The 24,594-nt window shown below is 71.5% G+C and carries 23 protein-coding genes; 20 read left to right on the forward strand and 3 right to left on the reverse strand.

The features are described 5' to 3' along the window. Positions 1-60 precede the first annotated feature (60 nt). Positions 61-1,290: a DUF349 domain-containing protein gene (locus BLW86_RS30835; protein ID WP_093877067.1), complete on the reverse strand. Its 1,230-nt coding sequence runs from the start codon at positions 1,288-1,290 to the stop codon at positions 61-63. A gap of 200 nt (positions 1,291-1,490) precedes the next feature. Continuing rightward, positions 1,491-2,288: a peptidylprolyl isomerase gene (locus BLW86_RS30840; protein ID WP_093877068.1), complete on the reverse strand. Its 798-nt coding sequence runs from the start codon at positions 2,286-2,288 to the stop codon at positions 1,491-1,493. Positions 2,289-2,441: 153 nt separating this feature from the next. Here BLW86_RS30840 and BLW86_RS30845 point away from each other — a divergent pair, with 153 nt between their 5' ends. The 5 genes from BLW86_RS30845 (at position 2,442) to rpsD (ending at position 7,555) form a co-directional block, all read left to right on the forward strand. Beyond that, positions 2,442-3,149 carry an MBL fold metallo-hydrolase gene (locus BLW86_RS30845; RefSeq protein WP_093877069.1) on the forward strand — a complete coding sequence of 236 codons (708 nt, stop codon included), beginning with the start codon at positions 2,442-2,444 and terminating at the stop codon, positions 3,147-3,149. A gap of 10 nt (positions 3,150-3,159) precedes the next feature. Then, a complete protein-coding gene (gene hisS, locus BLW86_RS30850) occupies positions 3,160-4,422 on the forward strand; it encodes a histidine--tRNA ligase (RefSeq protein WP_093877070.1) in 1,263 nt (420 codons plus the stop codon). Between the two features lie 144 nt (positions 4,423-4,566). Then, positions 4,567-5,193: a vitamin K epoxide reductase family protein gene (locus BLW86_RS30855; protein WP_093877071.1), complete on the forward strand. Its 627-nt coding sequence runs from the start codon at positions 4,567-4,569 to the stop codon at positions 5,191-5,193. Positions 5,194-5,236: 43 nt separating this feature from the next. Further along, positions 5,237-6,592, forward strand: coding sequence for a replication-associated recombination protein A (locus BLW86_RS30860; RefSeq protein ID WP_093877072.1), 1,356 nt, complete (start codon positions 5,237-5,239; stop codon positions 6,590-6,592). Positions 6,593-6,940: 348 nt separating this feature from the next. Next, positions 6,941-7,555, forward strand: a complete 615-nt coding sequence (rpsD, locus tag BLW86_RS30865; RefSeq protein WP_030693074.1) for a 30S ribosomal protein S4 — start codon at positions 6,941-6,943, stop codon at positions 7,553-7,555. A gap of 34 nt (positions 7,556-7,589) precedes the next feature. Here the strand turns inward: rpsD and BLW86_RS30870 are convergent, their stop codons facing one another. Next, positions 7,590-9,842, reverse strand: a complete 2,253-nt coding sequence (locus tag BLW86_RS30870) for an ATP-binding protein (protein WP_093877073.1) — start codon at positions 9,840-9,842, stop codon at positions 7,590-7,592. Between the two features lie 158 nt (positions 9,843-10,000). Between BLW86_RS30870 and BLW86_RS30875 the strand changes: the two genes are divergently transcribed. The 15 genes from BLW86_RS30875 to efp all read left to right on the forward strand — a co-directional run bounded on the left by BLW86_RS30875 (position 10,001) and on the right by efp (position 24,594). Next, complete coding sequence (locus tag BLW86_RS30875; RefSeq protein WP_093877074.1) at positions 10,001-10,438, forward strand: DUF948 domain-containing protein; 438 nt, start codon at positions 10,001-10,003, stop codon at positions 10,436-10,438. 6 nt (positions 10,439-10,444) lie between these two features. Then, complete coding sequence (locus tag BLW86_RS30880; protein ID WP_093877075.1) at positions 10,445-10,798, forward strand: DUF6167 family protein; 354 nt, start codon at positions 10,445-10,447, stop codon at positions 10,796-10,798. Then, the gene (gene alaS, locus BLW86_RS30885) at positions 10,798-13,467 is read left to right on the forward strand and encodes an alanine--tRNA ligase (RefSeq protein WP_093877076.1); all 2,670 of its coding nucleotides are present in this window, start codon (positions 10,798-10,800) and stop codon (positions 13,465-13,467) included. Before BLW86_RS30880 ends, alaS begins: the two co-directional genes overlap by 1 nt. Positions 13,468-13,469: 2 nt before the next feature. Further along, entirely contained in the window at positions 13,470-13,934 is a 465-nt protein-coding gene (gene ruvX, locus BLW86_RS30890; protein ID WP_030693079.1) for a Holliday junction resolvase RuvX, read from the forward strand. A gap of 50 nt (positions 13,935-13,984) precedes the next feature. Further along, the gene (locus BLW86_RS30895) at positions 13,985-15,232 is read left to right on the forward strand and encodes an RNA-guided endonuclease InsQ/TnpB family protein (RefSeq protein ID WP_093877077.1); all 1,248 of its coding nucleotides are present in this window, start codon (positions 13,985-13,987) and stop codon (positions 15,230-15,232) included. A gap of 102 nt (positions 15,233-15,334) precedes the next feature. Then, positions 15,335-17,104: an endolytic transglycosylase MltG gene (gene mltG, locus BLW86_RS30900; protein ID WP_093877078.1), complete on the forward strand. Its 1,770-nt coding sequence runs from the start codon at positions 15,335-15,337 to the stop codon at positions 17,102-17,104. Then, positions 17,085-17,927: a shikimate dehydrogenase gene (locus tag BLW86_RS30905; protein WP_093877079.1), complete on the forward strand. Its 843-nt coding sequence runs from the start codon at positions 17,085-17,087 to the stop codon at positions 17,925-17,927. The genes mltG and BLW86_RS30905 overlap by 20 nt, the downstream gene beginning before the upstream one ends. 80 nt (positions 17,928-18,007) lie before the next feature. Continuing rightward, positions 18,008-18,220 (forward strand): hypothetical protein, encoded by a 213-nt coding sequence (locus tag BLW86_RS30910; protein ID WP_143060284.1) that lies wholly within the window; start codon positions 18,008-18,010, stop codon positions 18,218-18,220. A gap of 113 nt (positions 18,221-18,333) precedes the next feature. Beyond that, positions 18,334-19,518: a chorismate synthase gene (gene aroC / locus BLW86_RS30915; RefSeq protein ID WP_093877081.1), complete on the forward strand. Its 1,185-nt coding sequence runs from the start codon at positions 18,334-18,336 to the stop codon at positions 19,516-19,518. Beyond that, positions 19,515-20,033 (forward strand): shikimate kinase, encoded by a 519-nt coding sequence (locus BLW86_RS30920; protein ID WP_093877082.1) that lies wholly within the window; start codon positions 19,515-19,517, stop codon positions 20,031-20,033. The genes aroC and BLW86_RS30920 overlap by 4 nt, the downstream gene beginning before the upstream one ends. Further along, positions 20,030-21,127, forward strand: a complete 1,098-nt coding sequence (gene aroB, locus BLW86_RS30925) for a 3-dehydroquinate synthase (protein ID WP_093877083.1) — start codon at positions 20,030-20,032, stop codon at positions 21,125-21,127. The genes BLW86_RS30920 and aroB overlap by 4 nt, the downstream gene beginning before the upstream one ends. After that, a complete protein-coding gene (gene aroQ / locus BLW86_RS30930; RefSeq protein ID WP_093877084.1) occupies positions 21,124-21,579 on the forward strand; it encodes a type II 3-dehydroquinate dehydratase in 456 nt (151 codons plus the stop codon). Before aroB ends, aroQ begins: the two co-directional genes overlap by 4 nt. A 131-nt stretch (positions 21,580-21,710) precedes the next feature. Then, positions 21,711-22,805: an AAA family ATPase gene (locus tag BLW86_RS30935; protein ID WP_371129626.1), complete on the forward strand. Its 1,095-nt coding sequence runs from the start codon at positions 21,711-21,713 to the stop codon at positions 22,803-22,805. 60 nt (positions 22,806-22,865) lie between these two features. Then, a complete protein-coding gene (locus tag BLW86_RS30940) occupies positions 22,866-23,978 on the forward strand; it encodes an aminopeptidase P family protein (RefSeq protein WP_093877085.1) in 1,113 nt (370 codons plus the stop codon). Between the two features lie 49 nt (positions 23,979-24,027). After that, entirely contained in the window at positions 24,028-24,594 is a 567-nt protein-coding gene (efp, locus tag BLW86_RS30945) for an elongation factor P (protein WP_093877086.1), read from the forward strand.

Below are 24,594 nucleotides of genomic sequence, written 5' to 3' on the forward strand. Positions count from 1 at the left end.
CACGAGGAAGGCCCCCGGCACGGAGCCGGGGGCCTTCCTCGTACAGCAGGGGTCGGGGCATCAGCCGCCGAACTCCTCCAGGCCCTTCAGAGCCTGGTCGAGCAGGGCCTGACGGCCCTCCAGCTCACGCGCCAGCTTGTCGGCCTTGGCGTCGTTGCCGGCGGCGCGGGCAGCGTCGATCTGCTTGCGCAGCTTCTCGACGGCGTCCTGGAGCTGGCCGGTCAGACCCGCGGCACGCGCACGCGCCTCCGGGTTCGTCCGGCGCCACTCGGCCTCCTCGGCCTCCTGGATCGCCCGCTCCACCGCGTGCATCCGGCCCTCGACCTTGGGACGGGCGTCACGCGGGACGTGGCCGATGGCCTCCCAGCGCTCGTTGAGGGAACGGAAGGCCGCACGCGCCGCCTTCAGGTCCGTCACGGGCACCAGCTTCTCGGCCTCGGACGCGAGCTCCTCCTTCAGCTTGAGGTTCTCGGTCTGCTCCGCGTCCCGCTCGGCGAAGACCTCGCCGCGCGCCGCGAAGAAGACGTCCTGGGCGCCGCGGAAGCGGTTCCACAGGTCGTCCTCGTGCTCGCGCTGGGCGCGGCCGGCGGCCTTCCAGTCCGCCATCAGCTCGCGGTAGCGGGCCGCCGTGTTGCCCCAGTCCGTGGAGTTCGACAGCGACTCCGCCTCGGCGACCAGACGCTCCTTCACCTTGCGGGCGTCCTCGCGCTGGGCGTCCAGCGACGCGAAGTGGGCCTTGCGGCGCTTCGAGAACGCCGAGCGGGCGTGCGAGAAGCGGTGCCACAGCTCGTCGTCGGACTTGCGGTCGAGCCGGGGAAGGCCCTTCCAGGTGTCCACGAGCGCCCGCAGCCGCTCGCCCGCGGAGCGCCACTGCTCGCTCTGGGCCAGCTCCTCGGCCTCGGTGACGAGCTTCTCCTTGGCGGCACGTGCCTCGTCGGTCTGCTTGGCCTTCTGGGCCTTGCGCTCCTCGCGGCGCGAGTCGACCGTCTCGACGAGCTTGTCGAGACGGGTCGCGAGCGCGGCCAGGTCGCCGACGGCGTGGTGCTCGTCGACCTGCTGCCGGATGTGCTCGATCGCCGCGGTGGCGTCCTTCGCCGAGAGGTCGGTGGTCCTCACCCGCTTCTCGAGGAGGCCGATCTCGACAACCAAGCCCTCGTACTTGCGCTCGAAGTAGGCCAGGGCCTCCTCAGGGGTGCCGGCCTGCCACGATCCGACGACCTTCTCGCCCTCGGCCGTCCGCACGTACACGGTGCCCGTCTCGTCGACGCGGCCCCACGGGTCGCTGCTCACAGCGCCTCCTCACCATGATGCCGTCGCGGGGTCGTACCCCCCGGGCATCGTCCACAGTTTCCCGGCGGGCCTCGCCCGCCTTCCGCAGCGCGGCCGACGGCCCACGCTGCACAACGCCAATCTAGGCGAACGGCGGCCCGGCTGTCCGCACTCAGCGCGACCGAGATTCGGCGGTCGCGCGTGCGTGCGGACGAGCGGGCTCACTTCTTCGCGACGGTCGCCCTCGCGATGGTGACGGGCTTCTTCGGAGCGCCGTCCGTCGCGCCGCCCTCGACGCCCGCCTTCGCCACGTCCTGGACCGTCTTGAGGCCGGCCGCGTCGATCTTCCCGAAGGGGGTGTAGGTCGGCGGCAGCTTGGTGTCCTTGTAGACGAGGAAGAACTGCGAGCCGCCGGAGCCCGGCTGGCCGGTGTTGGCCATGGCGACGGTGCCGGCAGGGAAGGTCACGGTGCCGTCCGCGCCCGCCTTGCCGAGGGCGCCCAGGTTCTCGTCGGGGATCGTGTAGCCGGGGCCGCCGGTGCCGTCGCCCTTGGGGTCGCCGCACTGGAGCACGTAGATGCCCTGGGTCGTGAGGCGGTGGCACTTGGTCCCGTCGAAGTACTTCTTGTCGGCGAGGTGCTGGAAGGAGTTCACCGTGTGCGGGGTCTTCGCCGCGTCCATGGTGATCGTGATGTCGCCCTCGTTCGTCTTCAGGGCCATCGCGTACGTGGCCTTCGTGTCCACGGTCAGCTTCGGCTCCGGGCTCTTCGACTCGCTCTCCGTGGGCGTCGGGGTGCCGGTCGGGTTCTCGCCCGCCGCGCTGTCCGAGCCCTTCGAGGAGCCGTCCGTCAGCGCCACGGAGGCGTACACGGCGCCGCCCGCGGCCAGGACCACCGCGAGGGCGGCCGCGATGACGGTGTTGCGGCGCTTCGCCTTGCGCCGGTTCTCCTCCCGCCGCTGCTGCTGCCGCGCGTACTTCTCCCTGGCAAGCTGCCGCCGCCGCTGATCGCTGGTGACCACCGGGTCCGCTCCTTGTCGCTCGTCTGTTCCCGGCCTGGCCGGATGTGCCCGTACCGTATACGGGTTGGCTGTGGAAGCGGCACCGCCGGTAGGCTCTGATCTGCCGCATTCCGTGATTTCCGCGCCTCGTGCCGGACGACCTTAAGGACGAACGTGCTGATTGCCGGGTTCCCCGCCGGGGCCTGGGGGACCAACTGCTACCTGGTCGCCCCCGCCGCAGGCGAGGAGTGCGTGATCATCGACCCCGGCCACCAGGCCGCGCAGGGTGTCGAGGAGACGCTGAAGAAGCATCGGCTCAAGCCCGTCGCCGTCGTCCTCACCCATGGACACATCGACCACGTCGCCTCCGTCGTTCCGGTGTGCGGCGCTCATGACGTCCCCGCGTGGATCCACCCGTCCGACCGCTACATGATGAGCGACCCGGAGAAGGCCCTCGGCCGCTCCATCGGGATGCCCCTCATGGGCGAGCTGACCGTGGGAGAGCCCGACGACGTGCGCGAGCTCACCGACGGCGCCCGGCTGAAGCTCGCCGGTCTGGAGTTCTCCGTCGCCCACGCGCCCGGTCATACCAAGGGGTCGGTGACCTTCCGGATGCCCGAGACCACGGAGATCCCCTCCGTGTTCTTCTCCGGAGATCTGCTGTTCGCCGGCTCCATCGGACGCACCGACCTTCCCGGCGGTGACATGGACGAGATGCTCGCGTCGCTGGCCCGCGTGTGCCTGCCGCTCGACAACTCGACCGTGGTCCTGTCGGGACACGGTCCCCAGACGACCATCGGCCAGGAGCGCGCCACGAACCCCTATCTGCGGGACGTGGCCGCCGGCCTCGGGAGCACGGACGCTCCCCGACGAGGAATGTGACGAGATTTTCGTGAGCAGCTTCAAGGCCCCCAAGGGCACGTACGACCTGATCCCGCCGTTCTCCGCGAAGTACCTGGCGGTCCGTGACGCGATCTCCGCGCCGCTGCGGAAGTCCGGCTACGGCTACGTCGAGACCCCCGGCTTCGAGGACGTCAACCTGTTCGCCCGCGGTGTCGGCGAGTCCACCGACATCGTCACCAAGGAGATGTACGCCTTCGAGACCAAGGGCGGCGACAAGCTCGCCCTGCGCCCCGAGGGCACCGCCTCCGTCCTGCGCGCCGCCCTGGAGGCGAACCTGCACAAGCAGGGCAACCTCCCCGTGAAGCTCTGGTACTCCGGCTCGTACTACCGCTACGAGCGCCCGCAGAAGGGCCGCTACAGGCACTTCTCCCAGGTCGGCGCCGAGGCGATCGGCGCCGAGGACCCGGCGCTGGACGCCGAGCTGATCATCCTGGCCGACGAGGCGTACCGCGCCCTCGGCCTGCGGAACTTCCGCATCCTGCTGAACTCGCTCGGCGACAAGGAGTGCCGCCCCGTCTACCGCGAGGCCCTGCAGGCCTTCCTGCGCGGTCTCGACCTCGACGAGGAGACCCTGCGCCGCGCCGAGATCAACCCGCTGCGCGTCCTCGACGACAAGCGGGCCGACGTCCAGAAGCAGCTGGTCGACGCCCCGCTCCTGCGCGACTACCTGTGCGACGCGTGCAAGGCGTACCACGAGGAGGTGCGCGCCCTGATCACCGCGGCGGGCGTCGTCTTCGAGGACGACCCGAAGCTGGTGCGCGGCCTGGACTACTACACCCGGACCACCTTCGAGTTCGTGCACGACGGTCTCGGCTCGCAGTCCGCGGTCGGCGGCGGCGGCCGCTACGACGGCCTCTCCGAGATGATCGGCGGCCCCGCGCTGCCGTCGGTGGGCTGGGCGCTCGGCGTGGACCGCACGGTCCTCGCCCTGGAGGCGGAGGGCGTCGAGCTCGACATCCCCGCGGCCACCAGCGTCTTCGCCGTCGCCCTCGGCGAGGAGGCCCGCCGCCTCCTCTTCGGCAAGGTCACCGAGCTCCGCAGGGCCGGCGTCGCCGCCGACTTCTCCTTCGGCGGCAAGGGCCTCAAGGGCGCCATGAAGGACGCCAACCGCTCGGGCGCCCGCCTCGCCGTCGTCGCCGGTGAGCGCGACCTCGCCGAGGGCGTCGTGCAGCTCAAGGACATGGAGTCCGGCGAGCAGCAGGCCGTCGCCGTGGACGGTCTCGTCGAGGCCGTACGGGCCAAGCTGGCCTGATCTGCCGTACGGAAGGGCCCGGACCACACCGTGGTCCGGGCCCTTTCCCATCCCGCTCCTTATCCCGCGCGAACGGCCGGACGACAGGTCCGTGTTGCAGAATGACCGTGCCCACAAGGCCGGTCGAGCGAGGGAAAAGGTGGCATGGCGAAGGCAGCGGTGGACGAGATCGGGTCCGGCCGGGACGGCGGCGGCACGATCGGGGCGAGCCGGGCCTTCTCCTGGCTCCTCGTGATCACCGGAGCGGCCGGACTGCTCGCCGCCTGGGTCATCACCATCGACAAGTTCAAGCTCCTCGAGGACCCCAACTTCACGCCGGGCTGCAGCCTCAACCCGATCGTCTCCTGCGGCAACATCATGAAGAGCGAGCAGGCCTCGGTCTTCGGCTTCCCGAACCCGATGCTCGGCCTCGTCACGTACGCCATGGTGGTCGCGATCGGCGTGGGCCTGCTCGCCGGAGCCCGCTACCGCCGCTGGTACTGGCTCGGCCTCAACGCCGGAACGCTCTTCGGGGTCGGCTTCTGCACCTGGCTGATGTACCAGTCGCTGTACGAGATCAACTCGCTCTGCCTGTGGTGCTGCCTGGCCTGGACCGCCACCATCGTCATGTTCTGGTACGTGACCTCGCACAACGTGCGCCGGGGTGTCATCCCCGCCCCCGGCGGCCTGAAGACCTTCTTCGACGAGTTCACCTGGATCCTGCCCGTCCTGCACATCGGGATCATCGGCATGCTGATCCTGACCCGCTGGTGGGACTTCTGGACGAGCTGACGCGGATCCGGACTGTCGGTGCGGTGACCTAGGCTTCATCACTGTGGAGCCCGACCTCTTTACCGCAGCAGCCGAAGACCGCCAGGAGAAGGACCCGTCCAGCAGCCCCCTGGCCGTCCGGATGCGCCCCCGCACCCTCGACGAGGTGGTGGGCCAGCAGCATCTGCTCAAGCCCGGCTCGCCGCTGCGCCGGCTCGTCGGCGACGGGGACGGCGGCCCCGCCGGCGCCTCCTCGGTGATCCTCTGGGGGCCGCCGGGGATCGGGAAGACGACCCTGGCGTACGTCGTCTCGAAGGCCACGAACAAGCGCTTCGTGGAGCTCTCCGCGATCACCGCAGGCGTCAAGGAGGTCCGGGCCGTCATCGACGGCGCCCGGCGCGCGGTCGGCGGCTTCGGCAAGGAGACCGTCCTCTTCCTCGACGAGATCCACCGCTTCTCCAAGGCCCAGCAGGACTCGCTCCTGCCGGCCGTCGAGAACCGCTGGGTGACGCTGATCGCCGCCACCACGGAGAACCCGTACTTCTCCGTGATCTCCCCGCTCCTCTCCCGCTCCCTGCTCCTCACCCTGGAGCCGCTGACCGACGAGGACCTGAAGGGCCTGATGGCCCGGGCCCTCACCGACGAGCGGGGACTCGGCGGGGCCGTGACCCTGCCGGAGGACGCCGAGGCGCACCTCCTGCGCGTCGCCGGCGGCGACGCCCGGCGGGCCCTGACCGCGCTGGAGGCGGCGGCGGGCGCGGCGATCGCCAAGGGCGAGGCCGAGATCACCCTCCAGACCGTGGAGGAGACCGTCGACCGCGCGGCCGTGAAGTACGACCGGGACGGCGACCAGCACTACGACGTGGCGAGCGCGCTCATCAAGTCGATCCGCGGCTCGGACGTGGACGCGGCCCTGCACTACCTGGCGCGGATGATCGAGGCGGGGGAGGACCCGCGCTTCATCGCCCGCCGACTGATGATCTCCGCGAGCGAGGACATCGGCCTCGCCGACCCGAACGCCCTGCCGATCGCCGTCGCCGCCGCCCAGGCCGTCGCCATGATCGGCTTCCCCGAGGCGGCCCTCACCCTGAGCCACGCCACCATCGCCCTGGCCCTGGCCCCGAAGTCGAACGCGGCGACGACCGCGATCGGCGCCGCCCTCGCCGATGTGCGGGGCGGCCTGGCGGGCGCGGTCCCGCCGCACCTGCGCGACGGCCACTACAAGGGCGCGGCCAAGCTCGGCCACGCCCAGGGCTATGTGTACCCGCACGACGTGCCGGGCGGCATCGCGGCCCAGCAGTACGCCCCGGACACGATCCACGGCCGCCGGTACTACGAGCCCACCCGCTACGGCGCGGAGGCGAGATACGCGGACGTGGTGGAGCGGGTCCGCGAGCGCCTGAAGGGCGAGGGCGGCTGAGGGCGGTGCGAGCGCGCCCTCCGGAGCCGGTACACTGGTCCGGATCGCTGCGTCCCGTGCCCGACTCCGGTCGGCACCACCAGAACGGGACAGTCAGCCGGAGACCCGGCCCTCGGGCGGGGTTTCCAGGAGCGTCGCGCACCTTCGAAGGTGTCGCGTGCCACCCATCACCATCCGGATTCCCGGGAGCGGCGATGGGTCGTTCGCGTGCTGCACGTATGTGCCCAGACCTGGGAGCGGCTGCCCGGCAGGTCCGTCCCGTACGGACCAGACGGGTTTCCCGGGCTGCGGATGCGACCTCCCCTAACCCTGGTGAAGCCGTATTCGTACAGATAGAGAGGTTGGTTCATGCCGAACCAGTCCCGTCCCAAGGTCAAGAAGTCGCGTGCCCTCGGCATCGCGCTGACCCCCAAGGCCGTCAAGTACTTCGAGGCCCGCCCCTACCCGCCGGGCGAGCACGGCCGTGGCCGCAAGCAGAACTCGGACTACAAGGTCCGTCTGCTCGAGAAGCAGCGTCTGCGCGCCCAGTACGACATCAGCGAGCGCCAGATGGCGCGCGCCTACGACCGCGCCAAGAAGGCCGAGGGCAAGACGGGCGAGGCGCTGGTCGTCGAGCTCGAGCGTCGCCTCGACGCCCTGGTCCTGCGTTCGGGCATCGCCCGCACCATCTACCAGGCCCGCCAGATGGTCGTGCACGGTCACATCCAGGTCAACGGTGGCAAGGTCGACAAGCCGTCGTTCCGTGTCCGTCCGGACGACGTCGTCATGGTCCGCGAGCGCAGCCGCAACAAGCCGCTGTTCGAGATGGCCCGTGAGGGTGGCTTCGCCGCCGACGGCGAGACCCCGCGCTACCTGCAGGTCAACCTGAAGGCCCTGGCCTTCCGCCTCGACCGCGACCCGAACCGCAAGGAAATCCCGGTCATCTGCGACGAGCAGCTGGTCGTCGAGTACTACGCCCGCTGATCTCAGCACGGCAGTAGTACCACCCCCGCGGTGTTCAGCCCGCCGCTTCCCCGCCCTTTCCGGTGGGGGAGCCGGCGGGCTTCCGCGTTCCCGGGACCCCCGACGACCCGGCCGTACGGAACGGCCGCGGGGCCGTCGCATCCGCCGGGCCGTCGAGGGCCGCCGGATCCCGACGCCCGGCGAGCGCGCGCTCCACGACCTCGTCGAGCGAGAGGCCCCGGCCCGCCCGGACCGCGGCGCCGAACGCCTCCGCGCCCAGGGCCTCCGCCGCCCGCTGCTCGCACAGCGCCCGCGGGCCGTCGAAGGCCTCCGAGCCGAAGAGGCGGATGCCCACCGTGTCCCAGACCGGCACCGCCGCCCCCTGGAGGACCGCGGCCTCCGCCGGATCGCCCTCGCTCACCGTCACGAGCGCGAGCAGCTCGATCGCCAGGACGAGACCGACCAGGTCACGGAAGGCGTGGTTGATCGAGACGCACTCGGTGAGCAGCTCCCGCGCCTCCCCGTACGCGTCCCGGGTCCACGCCGAGAAGGCCAGGACGTACAGGGCGTAGGCCCGGGTCCAGAGCTCGCCGCGCTCCTCGCAGACCTCCCGGACCTCCCGGCAGATCGCGACCGCTCCCTCCAGATCGCCCCGGAAGGCCCGCGCCATCGCCACCTCGACCTGTCCCATGAGCACGTTGCTGCTCAGCTCGCCGAGCTCCCGGTAGGAGTCGAGCGCCCGCCCGATCAGCGACTCGGCCCGCGGCAGATCGTCCGAGAGCAGCGCGAGACAGCCCATCCGGTGCGTCGCGTACGCCTCCGCCAGCGCGTTCCGCGAGGAGCGGGCCCGCTCCCCGCACTCGTGGAGCGCCGCCACCGCCGCCGTGCCGTCCCCCTGCAGGACCGTCACGTACCCGAGCACCCACAGCGCCTTGAGCCGGGCCTCCTCGTGCCCCGACTCCAGCGCGAGCGCCCGCTCCAGCCAGTGCCGGCCCTCCGACAGGCGCCCGCAGCCCACCCAGGCGAACCAGAGCGTGCCCGCCAGGTGCTGGGCGAGGTGCGCGTCCTCGGGGAGTTCGAGACAGAGGTCGAGCGCCGCCCGCAGATTGGGCAGCGCCGCGTCCGTACAGGCCGCCACCTCCGCCTGCCGGGGGCTGAACCACTCCAGCTCGCACCAGGTGGCCAGACCCATGTACCAGTCCCGGTGCCGACGCCGCATCCGCTCCGTGTCGCCGAGCGCCGCCAGCCACTCCGCCCCGTACGCCGCGACCGTGTCCAGGAGCCGGTAGGCGGGGCCCGCGGGCGTGTCCTCCCGCGTCACCAGCGACTGCGCGAGCAGCCCCCCGAGGTGGTCCAGGACCCGCTCCGGCGGCAGCTCCCGGCCCCCGCACACGTACTCCACCGCCTCCAGGTCGAAGGGGCCGGCGAAGACGGAGAGCCGCGCCCAGAGCAGCCGCTCCTCCGGGGTGCACAGCTCGTGGCTCCAGCCGATCGCGGTGCGCAGCGTCTGATGGCGGGGGAGCACCCCGCGCCCGCCGTCCGTCAGGAGCCGGAAGCGGTCGTCGAGGCGGTGCAGCATCTGCTCGACCGAGAGGAGGGGGAGACGACCGGCCGCCAGTTCGAGGGCCAGCGGGATCCCGTCGAGCCGCCGGCACAGCTCCCGCACGGCCTCCGGCCCGCCCCCCGAAACGCTCCGCGGCCCGGCCGCCGAAGCCGCCCGCGGTCCGGCCGCCGTGAAGTCCGGCGCGCCCGGGGCCCCGGGGAGACCCCCGGTCACCGGCGCGCCCGCCTCCGCCGCCCGCTCGGCGAGGAGCGCCACCGCGTCCGCCTCGTCCATCGGGGCCAGCGGGAACACCGCCTCGCCCGCCACCCGCAGGGGCCGCCGGCCGGCCGCGAGCACGGTGAGCCCCGGCGCGTGGGCCAGGAGGTCCCGCAGCAGCGGCGCGCAGCTCTCCACCAGGTGCTCGAAGCCGTCCACCACCAGCAGCATCCGCCGCTCCGCGAGGTGCTCGACCAGCACCTCGCGCGGGGCCTTCGGGGTGTGGTCGGTCAGCCCGAGGGCCTCCACCAGGGCGTACGCGACCAGATCCGGGTCGCGCAGGGGTGCGAGCTCGGCGAGCCGGACCCCCTCGCCGTAGCGTTTCTGCGCCCCCGCGGCAGCCCGCAGCACCAGCCGCGTCTTGCCGACCCCGCCCACGCCCACGACCGTGACCAGGCGGGACGTCTCAAGGAGCGCCGTCAGTGCGGCCTGCTCGGCGGCCCGTCCGACGAACCGGTTCAGCTCCGCCGGGAGATTGCTCCGTCGCATGGGACACGGAGCGTACTCACCGGTGCGCGCTCCGTACAATCGAGATCGCGTAACTCCCGCCCCACGGGCGGTAATGCGGTACGGCAGGACAGCCCGGGCGCGATAGGGTCGGGAGACGACTTTTCACAAGGCCCAACGACAGCAGAGAGCGGTGCACAGTGACCGGTGGAGAGGTTGCCGGGATCCTGGTGGCCGTGTTCTGGGCGATCCTCGTCTCCTTCCTCGCCGTGGCACTGGTGAGGCTGGCACAGACGCTCAGGGCGACCACCAAGCTGGTGGCGGACGTGACCGAACAGGCCGTTCCCCTGCTGGCCGAAGCGTCCGCGACCGTGCGCTCGGCGCAGACCCAGCTCGACCGGGTCGACGCCATCGCCTCGGACGTCCAGGAGGTCACCTCCAACGCCTCCGCGCTCTCCACGACCGTCGCCTCCACCTTCGGCGGCCCGCTCGTCAAGGTGGCCGCCTTCGGCTACGGCGTCCGCAAGGCGCTGGGCCGGGGCCGCGAGGCGCAGGACGCGCCGCGGGCCACCGACCGCCGTACTGTGATCGTCGGCCGTACCCTGCCGTCCTCGCGACGCCGGAAGCAGAAGGGCTGAGCCGCGATGTTCCGCCGCACGTTCTGGTTCACGGCCGGCGCAGCCGCCGGCGTGTGGGCCACCGCCAAGGTCAACCGGAAGCTGAAGCAGCTGACCCCCGAGAGCCTGGCCGCCCAGGCGGCGAACAAGGCCGTCGAGACCGGGCACCGGCTCAAGGACTTCGCCCTCGACGTGAGGGCGGGCATGCTCCAGCGCGAGGCCGAGCTGGACGAGGCCCTCGGTCTGGCCGCACCCGTCGAGCCGGGCCGGGAACTCCCGGAGTCGCGCCGGAGGGCCGCGCTCGGCCCGGCCGCGCACCCGACCACCTATTCGTTTTCCAAGACGCCTACGAGTTCGTACAACCGGAATGAGGACCACTGATGGAGTCGGCTGAAATCCGCCGCCGCTGGCTGAGCTTCTTCGAGGAGCGCGGGCACACCGTCGTCCCTTCGGCGTCGCTCATCGCGGACGACCCGACTCTGCTGCTCGTCCCCGCCGGCATGGTGCCGTTCAAGCCCTACTTCCTGGGCGAGGTCAAGCCGCCCTTCACGCGCGCCTCCAGCGTGCAGAAGTGCGTGCGCACGCCGGACATCGAGGAGGTCGGCAAGACCACCCGGCACGGCACGTTCTTCCAGATGTGCGGCAACTTCTCCTTCGGCGACTACTTCAAGGAAGGCGCCATCAAGCTCGCCTGGGAGCTGCTGACCACCCCGGTGGAGCACGGCGGCTACGGGCTGGAGCCGGAGAAGCTCTGGATCACCGTCTACCAGGAGGACGACGAGGCCGAGCAGATCTGGCGCGACGTCGTCGGCGTCCCGGCCGAGCGCATCCAGCGCCTCGGCAAGAAGGACAACTACTGGTCGATGGGCGTCCCCGGCCCCTGCGGCCCGTGCTCCGAGATCAACTACGACCGGGGCCCCGACTTCGGCGTCGAGGGCGGCCCGGCCGTCAACGACGAGCGGTACGTGGAGATCTGGAACCTGGTCTTCATGCAGTACGAGCGCGGTGAGGGCTCCGGCAAGGAGGACTTCCCGATCCTCGGCGAGCTGCCGTCGAAGAACATCGACACGGGCCTCGGCCTGGAGCGCCTGGCGATGATCCTCCAGGGCGTCCAGAACATGTACGAGACGGACACCCTCAAGGTCGTCATCGACAAGGCCACCGAGCTCACCGGCGTCGACTACGGCAAGGCCCACGACAGCGACGTCTCGCTGCGCGTGGTCGCCGACCACATGCGCACCTCCGTGATGCTCATCGGCGACGGCGTCACCCCCGGCAACGAGGGCCGCGGCTACGTGCTGCGCCGCATCATGCGCCGCGCCGTCCGCAACATGCGCCTGCTCGGCGCCACCGGCCCGGTCGTCCACGACCTCGTCACCACCGTGATCGACACGATGGGCGAGCAGTACCCGGAGCTGGTCACCGACCGCAAGCGCATCGAGACCGTCGCCCTCGCCGAAGAGGCCGCCTTCCTGAAGGCCCTCAAGGGCGGCACCAACATCCTCGACACCGCCGTCACCGAGACCAAGGCCGCCGGCGGCACCGTCCTCGCCGGCGAGAAGGCCTTCCTGCTCCACGACACCTGGGGCTTCCCGATCGACCTCACCCTGGAGATGGCCGCCGAGCAGGGCCTCTCCGTGGACGAGGACGGCTTCCGCCGCCTGATGAAGGAGCAGCGGGACCGCGCCAAGGCCGACGCCAAGGCCAAGAAGACCGGCCACGCCGACATGACCGCGTACCGGGAGATCGCCGACAGCAACGGCGCCACCCAGTTCACCGGCTACACCAACACCGAGGGCGAGACCACGATCGTCGGCCTCCTGGTGAACGGCGTCTCCTCGCCGGCCGCCTCCGAGGGCGACGAGGTCGAGGTCGTCCTCGACCGCACCCCGTTCTATGCCGAGGGCGGCGGCCAGATCGCCGACCAGGGCCGCATCAAGCTGCACAGCGGTGCCGTCATCGAGGTCCGCGACGTCCAGCAGCCGGTCCCGGGCGTCTCGGTCCACAAGGGCTCCGTGCAGGTCGGCGAGGTGACCGTGGGCGCCACCGCCTACGCCGCCATCGACGTCAAGCGCCGCCGGGCCATCGCCCGCGCCCACTCCGCCACGCACCTGACGCACCAGGCCCTGCGTGACGCGCTCGGCCCGACGGCCGCCCAGGCCGGTTCCGAGAACCAGCCCGGCCGCTTCCGCTTCGACTTCGGCTCGCCGAACGCCGTCCCCGGCGCGGTCCTCACCGACGTCGAGCAGAAGATCAACGAGGTCCTCGCGCGCGAGCTGGAGGTCCACGCCGAGGTCATGCCGATCAACGAGGCCAAGCGCCAGGGCGCCATCGCCGAGTTCGGCGAGAAGTACGGCGAGCAGGTGCGTGTCGTCACCATCGGCGACTTCTCCAAGGAGCTGTGCGGCGGCACGCACGTCGGCAACACCGCCCAGCTGGGCCTGGTGAAGCTGCTCGGCGAGTCGTCCATCGGCTCCGGCGTGCGCCGCATCGAGGCCCTCGTCGGTGTCGACGCGTACAACTTCCTCGCCAGGGAGCACACGGTCGTCGCCCAGCTCCAGGAGCTCGTCAAGGGCCGCCCGGAGGAGCTGCCGGAGAAGATCTCCACCATGCTCGGCAAGCTGAAGGACGCCGAGAAGGAGATCGAGAAGTTCCGTGCGGAGAAGGTCCTCCAGGCCGCCGCCGGTCTCGTCGACTCCGCCCGGGACATCCGCGGCGTCGCCCTCGTCACCGGGCAGGTCCCGGACGGCACCGGCGCCGACGACCTGCGCAAGCTCGTCCTGGACGTGCGCGGACGCATCTCCGGCGGCCGCCCGGCCGTCGTGGCCCTGTTCACCACCGTCAACGGCAAGCCGCTGACGGTCATCGCCACCAACGAGGCGGCCCGCGAGCGCGGCCTCAAGGCCGGCGAGCTGGTCCGCACGGCCGCCAAGACCCTCGGCGGCGGTGGCGGCGGCAAGCCGGACGTCGCCCAGGGCGGCGGTCAGAACCCGGAGGCCGTCGGCGAGGCCATCGCCGCCGTCGAGCGCCTCGTGGTGGAGACGGCGTGACGATGCGCCGCGGCCGCCGTCTCGCGGTCGACGTCGGGGACGCCCGGATCGGGGTCGCCTCGTGCGACCCCGACGGGGTCCTCGCGACGCCGGTGGAGACCGTGCCGGGACGTGACGTCCCGGCCGCCCACCGGCGGCTCCGCCAGATCGTCGAGGAGTACGAGCCGATCGAGGTCGTCGTGGGCCTGCCCCGCTCGCTCAGCGGGCGGGAGGGCCCGGCCGCGACCAAGGTCCGCGCCTTCGCCCGGGAGATGGCGAAGGGCATCGCCCCGGTGCCGGTCCGTCTCGTCGACGAGCGGATGACCACCGTCACCGCCACCCAGGGCCTGCGGGCCTCGGGCGTGAAGGCGAAGAAGGGGCGGTCCGTCATCGACCAGGCCGCCGCTGTGATCATCCTTCAGAACGCTCTTGAGTCCGAACGGGTATCAGGTAATCCGCCCGGTGAGGGCGTCGAAGTGGTTATCTGACTTCTCTTGTTTCTGCTTCGCTCAGTGACTACGGCGCTAGCGTGTGAGCCATGAAGGGCAAGCACGTGAGACGGGCCTTCAAGTTCCGTTTCTATCCGACCGATGCGCAGGCAGTGGAGCTGTCCCGCACGTTCGGGTGTGTGCGGAAGGTCTACAACCTCGCTCTTCAGGCTCGCACCGAGGCGTGGTATCAGAGGCGTGAACGCGTGAACTACGTTCAGACCTCGGCGATGCTCACTGACTGGAAGAAGACCGAAGACCTTGCTTTCTTGAGCGAGGTGTCCTCTGTCCCTCTGCAGCAGGCGCTGAGGCACTTGCAGGGGGCATTCGTGAACTTCTGGGAGGGGCGAGCGCAGTACCCGCGGTTCAAGTCGCGGAAGAAGTCGCGCGCGACTGCTGAGTACACGCGTTCGGCGTTCCGATGGCGCGATGGGCGTCTGACGCTCGCGAAGCTGAGCGAGCCGCTTCGCATCGTCTGGTCGCGGGCTCTCCCGCCGGGCGTGGAACCGTCTACCGTGACCATTTCGCGAGACGGGGCTGGTCGCTGGTTCGTATCACTGTTGGTGGAGGATCCGGCGGTTCGGCCGCTGCCACCGGCCGACAGCCCTGCGGTCGCGCTTGATGTAGGGCTCACGACGTTGGTGACGCTGTCGACGGGGGAGAAGATCGCCAACCCGAAGCACGAGCGGCGTGACAGGAAACGTCTCGCACGCGCTCAGCGACAGCTGGCACGGAAGCAGCCAGGGTCGCAGAACCGCCAGAAGGCGCAGCGCAGGGTCGCGAGGGTTCACGCCAAGATCAGCGACCGGCGTAGGGATTACCTGCACAAACTGACGACTCGACTCGTTCGTGAAAACCAAACGATCGTGATCGAGGACCTCAATGTTCGGGGCATGCTGAAGAACCGCTCGCTGGCGCGCGCGATCTCCGATGCATCCTGGTCGGAGCTCCGCTCCATGCTGGAGTACAAGTGCCACTGGTACGGCCGTCAGCTTGTCGTGATCAATCAGTGGTACCCGTCGAGCAAGGCGTGTTCCAACTGCGGATACGTGCTCGCCAAGCTGTCACTCGGGGTCCGTCATTGGACCTGCCCTGGCTGTGGGACGACTCATGACAGGGATGAGAACGGGGCGAAGAACCTACTGGCCGCCGGGCTGGCGGTGACGGCCTGTGGAGCCGGTGTAAGACCCCAACGGGAGCAGTCCCGGACAGGGCGGCTGGCGCTGAAGCAGGAAGCCAAGCGGGTGACCGCTGGAAGTTTCTCCGACTATCGGTGCGGAGAGATGGATGTCAACTGATCGCGATACGGTAACGTTCCGCGCGATGTGGCGGTGTTCGAACAGCTGCCGCACTACGTAGAGGCGGATCGTCCGGAAGCCTCGCGGCTGTTTTGGGGATCGATGACTGAGTATGGCCGGGGCCCAGGCTCCGAACCGTGGCACCCCGGGGACCCGCTCTACGGGGACCAGGGGTGGGAGGGCCAGCAGCAGTACCCGCACCCGCAGCAGGCGAGCCAGTACGGCCATGGCGGCCAGGGCTACGTGGACCCGTACGGTCAGGGCGGTCACGCCGACCAGGGCTACGGTGGCGATCCGTACCAGCAGCAGGGGCAGCAGTACCAGCCGCAGCAGCCGCAGTACGAGCAGCACCCGCAGCAGTACGCCGATCCCCAGTACCAGCAGCAGTACCAGCAGTCGCAGCAGCAGTACGAGACGGGGTACCCGGGCGGCGGTTACGACACGCCCGGGAACCTCGGACAGCAGTACGACGGCAACTGGGAGACCGGCCAGGCGGCGATGGCCTACGGCGCGCCCCCGGCCGATCCGTACGGCGGTCAGAACCCGGACCTCTACGGCACGCCCGAGGCCTACCCGCCGCCCCAGCCGCCCGGCCGCCGGCAGCACCCGCCGGAGCCGGTCGTCGACTGGGCGCCGGAGGAAGAGGCGCACCCGGAGCCGGAGCCGGAGGAGGAGAAGCACCCCTTCTTCACCGGCGACGACGACGCGGACGACGACGGCCACGACGAGGAGCCGGGACGCGGCCGCGGCTCCCGCGACGGCGACCGCGAACGCCGGAGCAAAGCGAAGAAACGCAAAGGCAAGAACGGCGTGGCCTGCCTGGTCGTCGCCCTCGTCCTGGTCGGCGGCGTCGGCGGCATCGGCTACTTCGGCTACCAGTTCTGGCAGGGCGAGTTCGGCGCGGCCCCCGACTACACGGGCAGCGGCAGCGGCGAGGTCCAGGTCGAGATCCCGAAGTTCGCGGGCGGCTACGAGATCGGCAACATCCTCAAGAAGGCGGGCGTCGTCAAGAGCGTCGACGCCTTCGTCTCGGCGCAGCAGAAGAACCCCCGGGGTCTTTCGATCCAGGCGGGCGCCTACACGCTGAAGAAGGGGATGTCGGCGGACAGCGCGGTCACGCTGATGCTGAACCCTGCCAGCCAGGCCAATCTCATCATCCCCGAGGGCAAGCGCAACGCCTGGGTCTACGAGAAGCTCGACGAGCGACTGGACCTGAAGCCGGGCACGACCAAGGAGATCGCATTCGCGAAGGCGGACTCCCTCGGGCTGCCCGACTGGGCGAAGAACCACGAGGAACTCAAGGACCCGCTGGAAGGATTCCTCTTCCCCGCGAGCTACCCGGTCGCCAAGGGCAGCAAGCCCGAGGACGCCCTGCGCAAGATGGTGTCCCGCGCGAACCAGGAGTACACCAAGCTGGACCTGGAGGCGAAGGCGAAGGGCCTGGGCGTCAAGGGCCCGTGGGAACTCCTCACGGTCGCCAGCCTGGTCCAGGCGGAGGGCAAGACCCACGAGGACTTCCGCAAGATGGCGGAGGTCGTCTACAACCGCCTCCGGCCGGACAACCACGAGACGTACCAGCTGCTCCAGTTCGACTCGACCCTCAACTACCTGAAGGGTCAGAGCGAGATCAAGATCTCGGAGCAGGAGGCGAACACCAACACGGACCCGTACAACACGTACAAGCACAAGGGACTGCCGCCGGGGCCGATCAGCAACCCGGGCAACGAGGCCCTGGCCGCCATGCTCAACCCCACGAACGACGGCTGGATCTACTTCGTCGCCACCGACGGCATGAGCAAGACCGAGTTCGCGAAGACCCTGGCCGAGCACAACAAGTTGAGGGACAAGTTCAATGCCAACACGGGCCAGTGAGACGGGCCGCCGCGCGGCCGTCCTCGGTTCGCCGATCGTCCACTCCCTCTCCCCGGTCCTGCACCGCGCCGCGTACGCCGCGCTCGAGCTCGACGGCTGGTCGTACGACCGCTTCGAGGTCGACGAGGCGGCGCTGCCCGGATTCGTGACCGAGCTGGACGAGACCTGGGCCGGGCTCTCGCTGACCATGCCGCTCAAGCGGGCGATCATCCCGCTGCTCGACGAGATCAGCGACACGGCCGCCTCCGTGGAGGCCGTCAACACCGTCGTCTTCCAGGAGGACGGGCGGCGGTTCGGCGACAACACCGACATCCCCGGCATGATCGCCGCGCTGAGCGAGCGGGGCGTCGAGAAGGTGGAGTCGGCGGCCGTCCTCGGCGCCGGAGCCACCGCCTCCTCCGCGCTCGCCGCCCTCGCCCGGATCTGCGCGGGACCCGTCACCGCGTACGTGCGGAGCGAGGCGCGCGCCGAGGAGATGCGCGGCTGGGGCGAGCGGCTCGGCGTGGACGTCCGCACCGCCGACTGGGAGCGGGCGGCGGAGGCCTTCGACGCACCGCTGGTCATCGCGACCACCCCCGCCGGCACCACGAACGCCCTCGCGACCGCCGTCCCCGACAGCGTCGGCACGCTCTTCGACGTGCTGTACGACCCCTGGCCGACCCCGCTCGCCGCGGCCTGGTCCGAGCGCGGCGGAAAGGTCGTCGGCGGCCTCGACCTCCTGGTCCACCAGGCGGTCCTCCAGGTCGAACAGATGACGGGCGTCCCGAAGGGGCCGCTCGCGGCCATGCGTGCGGCGGGGGAGCAGGCGCTGGCGGCTCGGTAGGCTCCCCTCCGTACCGAGCGGATCACGGGGGAGCGGTAGTGGACACGGGCGGGGAATTCGTACTGGCGTCGCGGTGGAGCGTGTCCTGGGACATCGTGCGTGCGGTCCTCATGGCGTTCCGCCACGACTTGCCCGAATGGGTGAGGTATCCGCTGCTCGCGCTGGGCTGCACCCTGCTCGTCCACCAGAGCCTCGGCTGGCTGCGTGAGCGATTCGGCGCGCCCCTGGAGGACAGCGAGGCCGATCGCGAGAGAGGCGAGGCCGTCCAGGAGAGCGAGGCCGACGTCCGATAGCTGGACCGGAGGGCGGGTTCACCCCCCGGACGTGGGAGGATCGGGGGTGGCGGGCCAGGGCCGCGCACCCGGTCGTGCCGTCGCAGTGCCAGGCGCGAGCATGAGGAGCATCGTTGAGCAGGTTGCGTTGGCTGACCGCGGGCGAGTCGCACGGACCCGCGCTGGTCGCGACGCTGGAGGGTCTTCCCGCCGGCGTCCCGGTCACCACTGAGCTGGTGGCGGACCATCTCGCGCGGCGACGCCTCGGCTATGGGCGCGGCGCCCGCATGAAGTTCGAGCAGGACGAGGTCACCTTCCTCGGCGGCGTCCGGCACGGACTCTCCCTCGGCTCCCCGATCGCCGTCATGGTCGGCAACACCGAGTGGCCCAAGTGGGAGAAGGTCATGTCGGCCGACCCGGTCGACCCCGCGGAGCTCAAGGAGACGGGCCGCAACGCGCCCCTGACCCGGCCCCGGCCCGGCCACGCCGACCTCGCCGGCATGCAGAAGTACGGCTTCGACGAGGCCCGGCCGATCCTGGAGCGCGCCAGCGCCCGGGAGACCGCCGCCCGTGTCGCCCTCGGCGCCGTCGCCCGGTCCTTCCTCAAGGAGGCCGCCGGCATCGAGATCGTCAGCCACGTCGTGGAGCTCGCGGCCGCCAAGGCCCCGTACGGCCTCTACCCGGTCCCCGCCGACGTCGAGAAGCTCGACGCCGACCCGGTCCGCTGCCTCGACGCCGACGCGTCGAAGGCGATGGTCGCGGAGATCGACCAGGCCCACAAGGACGGCGACACCCTCGGCGGCGTCGTCGAGGTCCTCGCCTACGGGGTGCCGGTCGGACTCGGCTCGCACGTCCACTGGGACCGGCGTCTCGACGCCCGGCTCGCCGCCGCCCTCATGGGCATCCAGGCCATCAAGGGCGTCGAGGTCGGCGACGGCTTCGACCTCGCCCGCGTGCCCGGCTCGCAGGCCCACGACGAGATCGTCCGCACCGAGGACGGCATCAAGCGCACCTCCGGCCGCTCCGGCGGCACCGAGGGCGGTCTGACCACCGGCGAGCTGCTGCGCGTCCGCGCCGCGATGAAGCCGATCGCGACCGTGCCGCGCGCGCTGGCCACGATCGACGTCGCCACCGGCGAGGCCGCGGCCGCCCACCACCAGCGCTCCGACGTGTGCGCCGTCCCGGCCGCCGGGATCGTCGCCGAGGCGATGGTCGCGCTGGTCCTGGCGGACGCGGTCGTCGAGAAGTTCGGCGGCGACAGCGTCCCCGAGACCCGCCGCAACGTGCGGTCGTACCTCGACAACCTGAACATCCGGTGACCGCCGGACCCCTGGTCGTCCTCGTCGGGCCCATGGGCTCCGGCAAGTCCACGGTGGGCGCGCTCCTGGCCGAACGGCTCGGCGCGCCCTACCGGGACACCGACGCCGACATCGTCGCCGCCGAAGGACGCGAGATCTCCGACATCTTCGTCGAGGACGGCGAGGAGCACTTCCGTGCCCTGGAGCGGGCCGCCGTCGCCACGGCCGTCGCCGAGCACGAGGGCGTCCTCGCCCTCGGCGGCGGCGCGATCCTGGACGCCGGGACCCGCGCCCTGCTCGCCGGGCTGCCCGTCGCGTACCTCTCGATGGACGTCGAGGAGGCGGTCCGCCGCGTCGGCCTGAACACCGCGCGGCCCCTGCTCGCCGTCAACCCGCGCCGCCAGTGGCGCGAGCTGATGGAGGCGCGCCGCCATCTGTACACCGAAGTCGCACGGGTCGTCGTCGCCACGGACGACCGCACCCCCGAAGAGGTCGCCCAGGCGGTCCTCGACGCACTGGAGTTGAAGGACGTATGACGGACCAGGACCAGGTGACCCGAATCCAGGTCGGCGGTTCCGCGGGCACCGATCCGTACGAGGTACTGGTCGGACGGCAGCTCCTCGGTGAGCTCCCCGCCCTGATCGGCACCCAGGCCAAGCGGGTCGCCGTGATCCACCCGGAGGCGCTCGCCGACACCGGCGAGGCGCTCCGCGCCGACCTCGCCGAGCAGGGCTACGAGGCCGTCGCCATCCAGGTGCCGAACGCCGAGGAGGCGAAGACCGCCGAGGTCGCCGCCTACTGCTGGAAGGCGCTGGGCCAGACCGGCTTCACCCGCAGCGACGTCGTCGTCGGCGTCGGCGGCGGCGCCACCACGGACCTCGCCGGCTTCGTGGCCGCCACCTGGCTGCGCGGCGTGCGGTGGATCGCCGTGCCGACCACGGTCCTGGCCATGGTGGACGCGGCCGTCGGCGGCAAGACGGGCATCAACACCGCCGAGGGCAAGAACCTCGTCGGAGCCTTCCACCCGCCCGCCGGGGTCCTCTGCGACCTCGCGGCGCTGGACTCGCTGCCGGTGCACGACTACGTCAGCGGGCTCGCGGAGATCATCAAGGCCGGCTTCATCGTCGACCCGGTGATCCTCGACCTCATCGAGGAGGACCCGCAGGCCGCCCGCACCCCGGCAGGCCCGCACACCGCCGAGCTGCTCGTCCGCTCGATCAAGGTCAAGGCCGAGGTCGTCTCCGGCGACCTCAAGGAGTCCGGCCGCCGGGAGATCCTCAACTACGGCCACACCCTCGCCCACGCCATCGAGAAGAACGAGCGCTACAAGTGGCGCCACGGCGCCGCCGTCTCCGTCGGCATGGTCTTCGCCGCCGAGCTCGGCCGCCTCGCCGGGCGGCTCGACGACGCCACCGCCGACCGGCACCGGACGATCCTGGAGTCCGTCGGCCTGCCGCTGACCTACCGCGGCGACCAGTGGCCGAAGCTCCTGGAGACGATGCGGGTCGACAAGAAGTCCCGCGGCGACCTGCTGCGCTTCATCGTCCTCGACGGGATCGGCAAGCCCACCGTCCTGGAGGGCCCCGACCCGGCCGTCCTGATCGCGGCCTACGGCGAGGTGTCGGCGTGAGCGAGGCGCGTCCGGGCCGCCCGGTCCTCGTGCTGAACGGCCCGAACCTGGGCCGTCTCGGCTCCCGCGAGCCCGACATCTACGGCGCGACCTCCTACAAGGGGCTCGTCGAGTCCTGCCGGAGCCTCGGCGCGGAGCTCGGCTTCGCCGTCGAGGTGCGGGAGACCAACGACGAGGGCGAGATGATCCGCTGGCTCCACGAGGCCGCGGACGGCTCGATCCCCGTGGTGATCAACCCCGGCGCCTTCACGCACTACTCGTACGGGATGCGGGACGCCGCCGCGCAGCGGACCGCCCCGCTGATCGAGGTGCACATCTCGAACCCGTACGCTCGCGAGGAGTTCCGGCACACCTCGGTCGTCGCGGCCGTGGCGACCGGCACGGTCGCCGGGTTCGGGATCGGCTCCTACCGGCTGGCGCTGCGGGCGCTCGCCGAGGAGCTCACCGACTGACACGGCCTGACAGGGCACCAGGGGGAGTCCCCGGCCGTTCCCCCAGTGGGGGCCGGGGGCGGTAACGTTCCGCCGTCCACGGACACACCCGTCCGGGGATCCGACAGGCGTACGAGACGGAGTGGCACCGGATGCAGCACGCAGTGGGGGGCCCGCTGCCACCGCCCGAGCGGTCGGGCCGGACGACCGGCCCCGGACCGGGACCCGCGCCCGGTTCCGCACCGGCTCCCGGCACCGGTGGCGGGGACCTCGGCGGCCAGCCGCCCGTTCCTCCGCCGGGCGCCCCGTACCCGGGTCCCGCGTCCGGGCCCCGGCTCGGTGCGCACCCGACGGTCCAGGCCGGCACGCCCCGGCCGCCGCACGCCCGGCCGCCCTCGGCGCCCGGAGCGGGCTGGGGCGGCCCGGGGGGCATACCGCAGCATCCGGCGGGCCCCCAGCACCCCGCGGCGCCCCACCCGGCCGGCCCGCCGCACCCGGGGGGTCCGCAGCATCCCGCCGCGGGGCCGCAGCACCCGGGGGCTCCGCAGCATCCCGCCGCCGGACCGCACTCCGCGGGGCCGCAGCACCCCTCCTCCGCCCCGCCGCGCGCGGACCTGACCGGGCACGTGCCGCTGCCGCCCGTGAGCGCGCCCCTCGCGCCGCCCGTAGAGCACGGCGCCGGGACCGGCGCGGCCACCCTCGCCGTCCTGCTCATCGGCCCCGCGGGCGCGGGCAAGACGACCGTCGCCCGGCACTGGGCGCAGCGCCGCCGCGTGCCCACCGCGCACATCAGCCTCGACGACGTCCGCGAGTGGGTCTGCTCCGGCTTCGCCGACCCGCAGTCCGGCTGGAACGAGCACTCCGAGGCGCAGTACCGGCTGGCCCGCCGCACCTGCGGCTTCGCCGCGCGCAACTTCCTCGCCAACGGCATCTCCTGCATCGTCGACGACGCCGTCTTCCCGGACCGGCCCGTCGTCGGCCTCGGCGGCTGGAAGCGGCACGTCGGCCCCGGTCTGCTGCCCGTCGTCCTCCTGCCCGGCCTGGAGATCGTCCTGGAGCGCAACGCCGAGCGCAGCGGCAACCGGCGCCTCTCGGACGAGGAGGTCGCCGCCATCCACGGCCGGATGGCCGGCTGGTACGGCTCCGGCCTGCCGATCATCGACAACTCCACGTACGACGTCGAGACCACCGCGCGCGTCCTCGACGACGTCCTCGCCCGCGCGATCGCGAGCCCGCCCACCTGGTGACCCCGCCCGGACGGCCGTTCTGAACAGGCCGTCGCGGCCCGCTGCTCGTAGGCTCGGAGCATGTCAGAGGTGTATGCGGACCGCCGTGTACGGCTGCGCGACCGGTGCGCGGCCGCGGGCAGCCCGGCGGCCCTGGTCTCCCGCCCCGCCAACGTCCGCTATCTCGCGGGTGGTTCACCGCCCGGCGCCGTCCTGCTCGTCGGGCCGGAGCCGGAGACGGACGTCCTGCTCTGCCCCGTCGCGCCCGGTGGCGAACCGGCCGACGGACGGCTCGACGAGCTCCTCCGGCAGCAGGTGCTGCCCGCCGGAGGAGGCGATCCGGCGGTCACCGCCGTCGACCTCGCCCGCCGGGCCGGCGCCGACGCGCTCGCGGTCGAGGAGCACCACCTGACGGTGGCCCGGCACCGGGCCATGGGCTCCGCCGCCCCCGCACTGCACCTCGCCGACCTCTCCTGCGCCGTCGAGCAGCTCAGGATCGTCAAGGACGAGGACGAGATCGCCTGTCTGCGGATCGCGGCGGAGATCGCCGACCAGGCCCTCGGCGAGCTCCTGGAGTCGATCCTCGTGGGTCGGACCGAGCGCCACCTCGCCCTGGAGCTGGAGCGGCGGCTCGTCGACCACGGCGCCGACGGGGCCGCCTTCCCCACCTCGGTGGGGACCGGCCCGCACTCCGGGCGCCGCGGGCACCGGCCCACCGACCGCCGGGTCGAGGAGGGCGATTTCCTCTCCGTCTGCCTGGGCGCGGACTACCGCGGCTACCGGTGCGAGATCGGCCGCACCTTCGTCATCGGCACCACCCCCGCCGACTGGCAGATCGAGCTGTACGAGCTCGTCTTCGCCGCTCAGCGGGCCGGCCGCGAGTCCCTCGCACCCGGCGCCGAGTACCGGGACGTGGACCGGGCGGCCCGCCAGATCCTGGACGCCGCGGGGCACACGGAGGCCGCCGTGCCCCTCACCGGGCACGGCGTGGGGCTCGAAATCGACGAGGACCCGCAGCTCTCACCCTCGGCCATGGGTAAACTGGACGCTTGTGTGCCGGTCACCGTCGAACCGGGGGTCCACCTCCCGGGCCGGGGCGGAGTCCGGATCGATGACACGCTCGTCGTACGCCAGGAGGCGGACGGCGGACCCGAGCTACTCACCATCACGACCAAGGAGCTGCTCGCGCTGTGAGGCGCGTACGCCTCCTCGGTCCCACGTCAGTCCAGGAGATTCCGCAACCGTGGCTTCCACGAACGACCTCAAGAACGGCATGGTGCTCAAGCTCGAAGGCGGCCAGCTCTGGTCCGTCGTCGAGTTCCAGCACGTCAAGCCCGGCAAGGGCCCGGCCTTCGTGCGCACCAAGCTCAAGAACGTGATGTCCGGCAAGGTCGTCGACAAGACCTTCAACGCCGGCGTGAAGGTCGAGACGGCCACGATCGACCGCCGCGACATGCAGTTCTCCTACATGGACGGCGACTACTTCGTCTTCATGGACATGGAGACCTACGACCAGCTGCACGTCGACCGCAAGTCGGTCGGCGACGCCGCCAACTTCCTGATCGAGGGCTTCACCGCCTCGGTCGCGCAGCACGAGGGCTCGGTGCTCTACGTCGAGCTCCCCGCCGCCGTCGTGCTGACGATCAAGCACACCGACCCGGGCGTCCAGGGCGACCGCTCCACCGGCGGCACCAAGCCCGCCGTCCTGGAGACCGACCACGAGATCCAGGTCCCGCTCTTCGTCACCACTGGTGAGAAGGTCAAGGTCGACACCCGCGACAGCAGCTACCTCGGCCGGGTGAACGACTAA

This window comes from Streptomyces sp. TLI_105 (assembly GCF_900105415.1).
Classification (GTDB): domain Bacteria; phylum Actinomycetota; class Actinomycetes; order Streptomycetales; family Streptomycetaceae; genus Streptomyces.

What these genes read in the sequence shown, in the direction of transcription:
- BLW86_RS30855 (WP_093877071.1), top strand. Translation starts at nt 4,567, where the DNA reads ATGGCGAAGGCAGCGGTGGACGAGATCGGGTCCGGCCGGGACGGCGGC.
- rpsD (WP_030693074.1), top strand. Translation starts at nt 6,941, where the DNA reads ATGCCGAACCAGTCCCGTCCCAAGGTCAAGAAGTCGCGTGCCCTCGGC.
- BLW86_RS30870 (WP_093877073.1), bottom strand. Translation starts at nt 9,842, where the DNA reads ATGCGACGGAGCAATCTCCCGGCGGAGCTGAACCGGTTCGTCGGACGG.
- BLW86_RS30880 (WP_093877075.1), top strand. Translation starts at nt 10,445, where the DNA reads ATGTTCCGCCGCACGTTCTGGTTCACGGCCGGCGCAGCCGCCGGCGTG.
- alaS (WP_093877076.1), top strand. Translation starts at nt 10,798, where the DNA reads ATGGAGTCGGCTGAAATCCGCCGCCGCTGGCTGAGCTTCTTCGAGGAG.
- ruvX (WP_030693079.1), top strand. Translation starts at nt 13,470, where the DNA reads ATGCGCCGCGGCCGCCGTCTCGCGGTCGACGTCGGGGACGCCCGGATC.
- BLW86_RS30895 (WP_093877077.1), top strand. Translation starts at nt 13,985, where the DNA reads ATGAAGGGCAAGCACGTGAGACGGGCCTTCAAGTTCCGTTTCTATCCG.
- mltG (WP_093877078.1), top strand. Translation starts at nt 15,335, where the DNA reads ATGACTGAGTATGGCCGGGGCCCAGGCTCCGAACCGTGGCACCCCGGG.
- BLW86_RS30905 (WP_093877079.1), top strand. Translation starts at nt 17,085, where the DNA reads ATGCCAACACGGGCCAGTGAGACGGGCCGCCGCGCGGCCGTCCTCGGT.
- aroB (WP_093877083.1), top strand. Translation starts at nt 20,030, where the DNA reads ATGACGGACCAGGACCAGGTGACCCGAATCCAGGTCGGCGGTTCCGCG.
- BLW86_RS30935 (WP_371129626.1), top strand. Translation starts at nt 21,711, where the DNA reads ATGCAGCACGCAGTGGGGGGCCCGCTGCCACCGCCCGAGCGGTCGGGC.
- BLW86_RS30940 (WP_093877085.1), top strand. Translation starts at nt 22,866, where the DNA reads ATGTCAGAGGTGTATGCGGACCGCCGTGTACGGCTGCGCGACCGGTGC.